The organism is Heyndrickxia sp. NPDC080065, from assembly GCF_050281185.1.
GTDB lineage: Bacteria > Bacillota > Bacilli > Bacillales > Bacillaceae_C > Heyndrickxia.
On record NZ_JBNNWS010000053.1, the window covers coordinates 1 to 1,008 of the forward strand.

Sequence of the window (1,008 nt, forward strand, 5' to 3'; positions counted from 1 at the left end):
TGATCTAACATCTTTGAAACAAGGTAATAGGTGGGTCTTGAACCAATTGTATACGTGATAATTTCTCCATTAAATAAATCCAAAATCGGCGACAAATATAACTTCTCTCCAAATAATTTAAACTCAGTAATATCTGTAACCCACTTTTCATTTGGCTTTTCAGCTTGGAAATTGCGATCTAAAATATTCGGTGCAATTCTACCAACTTTTCCTTTGTAAGAGCGATATTTCTTCATACGCACAAGGCATTTTATTCCTAATTGGTTCATGATACGTTGTACTTTTTTGTGATTTACTTTGTGCCCCCGATTTCTAAGTTCATCACGAATTCGCCGATAACCGTAACGTCCTTCGTGGTCATCATAAATAGCCCGGATCAATACTTTCAACTCTGAATCGGGATCAGGACGACCGATGTTTTTAACCCAATAATAATAGCTACTACGCGGAATGTCTGCGAGCTGTAGCAATGCTTTCACCGAAAATTCATGCCTTAATTCATAGACTACTTGTGCTTTGTCTTGTTTGGTGATTTTTCCTTGTTTTGAACTAAGGCATTCAACTTTTTTAAATACGCATTCTCCATCCGTAAACGTTCATTCTCCGCCTGTAATGCCTCTATTGATCCTTCAATAGGTGATTGATTTTTCTTTGTGTTTTGATTTTTACTTTTCATGGATGGACGCCCCTTTTTCTTTATTTCAAGGGCATCCATTCCTTCCGTTTCTAATTGCTTTTTCCATTGAAATAACGTGGAAGGTGCTGGGATGTTAAAGATGGCAGCTGTTTCTCTAATAGACGTCCCTTGTTCATTCATATAATTAAGTACGTCTAGTTTATACTGCAAAGTATACGATGTATAGTTTTTTTCAAAAGCTTTTTCTCCGTTATATTGATATTGTTGAACCCATGTTAGAAAAACAGCCTTATCCACCCCTATAGAATCTGCAATATTCTGTTGACTTTCTATACCATTTATATATCGTTTTACCGCTGTCAGTTTCTCTT

General features: G+C 36.1%; 1 pseudogene. It reads right to left on the reverse strand.

What is annotated here, in order from left to right:
• A pseudogene (locus ACQKP0_RS25745) lies at positions 1-1,008 on the reverse strand (IS3 family transposase); the annotation flags it as partial.